Origin of the sequence: Rheinheimera sp. WS51 (assembly GCF_050936095.1) — a bacterium.
In the GTDB taxonomy this organism is placed as follows: Bacteria; Pseudomonadota; Gammaproteobacteria; order Enterobacterales; family Alteromonadaceae; genus Alishewanella.
This window is the reverse complement of record NZ_JBOTRC010000033.1, coordinates 1-3,393: the sequence shown is the minus strand read 5'-3', so window position 1 is coordinate 3,393 and position 3,393 is coordinate 1. Positions and strand designations below refer to the sequence as shown.

The following is a 3,393-nucleotide window of genomic DNA, read 5'->3' as shown; positions in this document are numbered from 1 at the left end:
TTAACAAAACGGCGGTTATAAAAATTAGTATTGATGTTAGCTTTGGAAGGATCAAACTGGTGCTGATACCCAGAGTCGAACTGGGGACCTCATCCTTACCAAGGATGCGCTCTACCGCCTGAGCTATATCAGCATGTTTGATTGGAGCGGGCAGCGGGAATCGAACCCGCATCTTCAGCTTGGAAGGCTGAGGTAATAGCCATTATACGATGCCCGCGGCCTCTTCGTAGCTATAATACTGGCGAAAATGGTGGAGGGGGAAGGATTCGAACCTTCGAAGGCAGTGCCAGCAGATTTACAGTCTGATCCCTTTGGCCACTCGGGAACCCCTCCACAACTAATGGTGCCGCTTATCCGAGTCGAACGGATGACCTACTGATTACAAGTCAGTTGCTCTACCAACTGAGCTAAAGCGGCACTACGTCAGTGGGTGCGAATTCTAGTGCAATGCTTTACGCTGTGCAACACTAAATACAATAAAAAAGACTTTTTCTTACCTAAGCGCTTATTAAGTGTGCAAAAATAGCATTATTATTCGCAAAAATAGCTTAAACCATGAAATATAAGTAAGGGCTCAATAACCACTGGCAGCAGCTGTAAAAACTGGCTTAATATAACACTGTCACCACCGGTTAAAATTATTTTCTGTCCAGGGTGAGTTTGCCAAGCCAGTTGAATCGCACCTACAACCGCGGCTAAACAGCCACTTTGTAAACCTTCGGCGGTATTTATCCCAGGTTGTAGATTGGCACTGTATTCATTGTCTGGTTTCACTCTGGCAGTATTCGTTAATACTGCTTTTTGCTGCAACTGTAATCCTGGCAGAATCCAACCACCTTTATGACAACCTTCTGCGGTAAGCCAGTCAATAGTAACAGCTGTGCCAGCATCAATGATTAATAGGTTTTCATTCGCAAAACGATTTTTAGCTGCAATTAATCCAAGCCAACGATCGACACCTAATTTTTCGGGTATTGCATAGCTATTTGTTACGCCAAACAACTGTGCTTGAGACTTGACTCGGATCCATTCTACGTGCGGTAAATTTAATTGTAGTTTTAAACTATCTATTTGGTCCTCAGCGCCAACACTGGCAATAATCACGCCTTTGAGCACTGTTTTATCAATCTCTAATTTATCTATGTCTGTGATTAAACTAAGTGCGCCGTTTTTATATAAGGCAGCTTTAGTACGAGTATTACCTATATCAATTAAAAGAAACATGTTAATCCTGGCCTCTGACTGAGATCTCACCGCCATAAATAGCTTCTATTCTATTATCAATGTCTAGTAATAAGGCCCCTTGCTTATCCACACCACGGCACACGCCTATTTTTTCAAATGAAGAGATGACCTTGATAGGCTTATCTTGATATTGGTTAACTTTATTAAATTCTGCAACAAAAGGAGTAAAGCCATGCTGGCAAAACTCAGACAAAACCTCCATTAAACTCGTTTGTAGCGCTATAACTAATTGGTTGCGATTGATTGATTTACTGGTATGTGCAGCCAATGTCGTAAATGGTTGATCTATTCTTTTTGTTGCTTCAATTGGCATCGTCACATTTAAGCCAATACCAATTATGGCATCACAAACAGCATCTACTTGGCCTGCCAATTCTACTAGTACCCCCGCTACCTTTTGCTGGTTAATGTAAACATCATTAGGCCACTTTAGTTTTGCCGTAATTTGATATTCAGCCTGTAGAGTCCTAACAATAGCTATGCCAACAACTAGACTTAAGCCCATAGCTGCTTGCAAGCCATGATTTAGATGCCAATACATTGAAAAGTATAGGTTTGTACCAAAAGGCGAATACCAATTTCTACCTCTACGACCACGACCTTCAGTTTGTGCTTCAGCTACGATAGCTGTACCTAATTCAGGTTTGGCGTCCTTACCTAACCTTTGCAGCAGCTGATTATTGGTTGAGTCTGTTATTTCATGGACTAACACTGGGGGGCGCTGGTTTTTTTCTATAGTGTTTATTTCAGCAGCATCTAGCAAAGTAATTGGATGAGCTAAACAATAACCACGCCCTTTGACACTATAAATATCCAAGCCGAGATCTTGTAATTGTGCAATGTAATTTGCAACAGCGGTGCGACTTAGGCCTAATTCATCTGCTAAAGCTTGACCAGAGCAGAATGCACCAAGACTAAGGCGGGCTAATAAAGTTCGAATAATAATTAAACTAGATTTATTCGCCATATAGGCTGCCTTCCTTTGTCAGTAAACGGACCTCCGGCTCTAATCGAATATTATAGTGGCTATCGATAGTTTCAATTATTAACGATATAAGTGCTATTAATTGATCGGCTGTGCCATCACCAAAGTTCACCAAAACTAAAGGTTGTTTTTCATAACAGCCAACATCACCTTGTTTGAACCCCTTAAACCCTTGCTGTTCTAACAGCCAAGCTGTCGGTACCTTTATTAAATTATCATCGATTGTATAGCCAGGTATTGTCGGAAAGCACTTTTGTAAATTAGTATATTGCTCTGCAGAGATAATAGGATTCTTAAAGAAACTACCACAATTAGCCAGTTTCGTAGGCGAGGGTAATTTTGTTTGTCGGATATTAATCACGCTAGTATAAATCTCTGCAAGATTTGGGTTCTCAGTTAAATTGTCAAGACCACTGTAGGTCAAAACAGGCACCCCCTCGCGTTGAACTAATATGCCAACTGCAACAATGATTCCCTTACCGGCTAAAGCTTGTTTAAATATACTATCGCGATAAGTAAAGTTACAACGTGCACCAGTAATACGTTGTACTTTTTTGCTATGCCAATGGAAAAAATCAACATACAAGCATCTATCAGCTAGTTCGACACCATAAGCACCAATATTTTGCACCGGAGCGGCACCAACAGATCCGGGTATTAATGCAAGATTTTCTATGCCCCACCAACCGTTATCTACGCACCAACTAACTAGCTCATGCCAATTATGGCCAGCTTCAACATGCAAAGCAGCATAATTGCTGTCGAGACTTAGCAATTGTTTTTCAGCAGCAATGTATCGGCAGATTGGCTTTTCAATATTTTGTAAAAATATAGTATTACTGCCTTCGCCTAAAATGATTGGAGTCGCCATTGGGTTATACAGCTCAAGATCTTGAATTGAACTTAGCTCAGTAAGTTCAGACAGTGTTTGCTGAAATCTGAAGGTTGAATAGGTTTTTGCCGAAACTTGAGACAAGGTATGCATAATATAACCGCTTGCTAATAATTCAGCTATTGTAAGGCTACAGCCATATAAGCGCAAACATGCAGTAGGATCGAAAATTAAAATTCAAAAATTGATCTAGCTAGCAGGTGTGCACATACAAAAACACAGCTCGTCGAGTAATTGGGTAAAGATTTGGCACCTTGGGCGACTACTTTGC

The 3,393-nt window shown here is 40.8% G+C and carries 3 protein-coding genes and 4 tRNA genes; all 7 read right to left on the bottom strand.

The genetic code is table 11. The features are described from left to right. Positions 1-57: 57 nt before the first annotated feature. The 7 genes from ACRCA4_RS14835 to murB all read right to left on the bottom strand — a co-directional run bounded on the left by ACRCA4_RS14835 (position 58) and on the right by murB (position 3,215). Positions 58-133: transfer RNA gene (locus ACRCA4_RS14835), tRNA-Thr, on the bottom strand. A gap of 9 nt (positions 134-142) precedes the next feature. Continuing rightward, a tRNA-Gly gene (locus ACRCA4_RS14830) sits at positions 143-217 on the bottom strand. Between the two features lie 31 nt (positions 218-248). Continuing rightward, positions 249-333 (bottom strand) — tRNA-Tyr (locus ACRCA4_RS14825). Between the two features lie 8 nt (positions 334-341). Beyond that, positions 342-417: transfer RNA gene (locus tag ACRCA4_RS14820), tRNA-Thr, on the bottom strand. Between the two features lie 114 nt (positions 418-531). Further along, complete coding sequence (locus ACRCA4_RS14815; protein ID WP_433190324.1) at positions 532-1,224, bottom strand: type III pantothenate kinase; 693 nt, start codon at positions 1,222-1,224, stop codon at positions 532-534. A 1-nt stretch (position 1,225) separates the two neighbouring features. Next, complete coding sequence (gene birA, locus ACRCA4_RS14810) at positions 1,226-2,212, bottom strand: bifunctional biotin--[acetyl-CoA-carboxylase] ligase/biotin operon repressor BirA (protein ID WP_433190321.1); 987 nt, start codon at positions 2,210-2,212, stop codon at positions 1,226-1,228. Further along, the gene (murB, locus tag ACRCA4_RS14805; protein ID WP_433190318.1) at positions 2,202-3,215 is read right to left on the bottom strand and encodes a UDP-N-acetylmuramate dehydrogenase; all 1,014 of its coding nucleotides are present in this window, start codon (positions 3,213-3,215) and stop codon (positions 2,202-2,204) included. Before murB ends, birA begins: the two co-directional genes overlap by 11 nt. Positions 3,216-3,393: the final 178 nt, after the last annotated feature.

Bases quoted from the DNA above. Each gene is read 5' to 3' on its own strand.
- ACRCA4_RS14815 (WP_433190324.1), bottom strand. From the start codon at position 1,224: ATGTTTCTTTTAATTGATATAGGTAATACTCGTACTAAAGCTGCCTTA.
- birA (WP_433190321.1), bottom strand. From the start codon at position 2,212: ATGGCGAATAAATCTAGTTTAATTATTATTCGAACTTTATTAGCCCGC.
- murB (WP_433190318.1), bottom strand. From the start codon at position 3,215: ATGCATACCTTGTCTCAAGTTTCGGCAAAAACCTATTCAACCTTCAGA.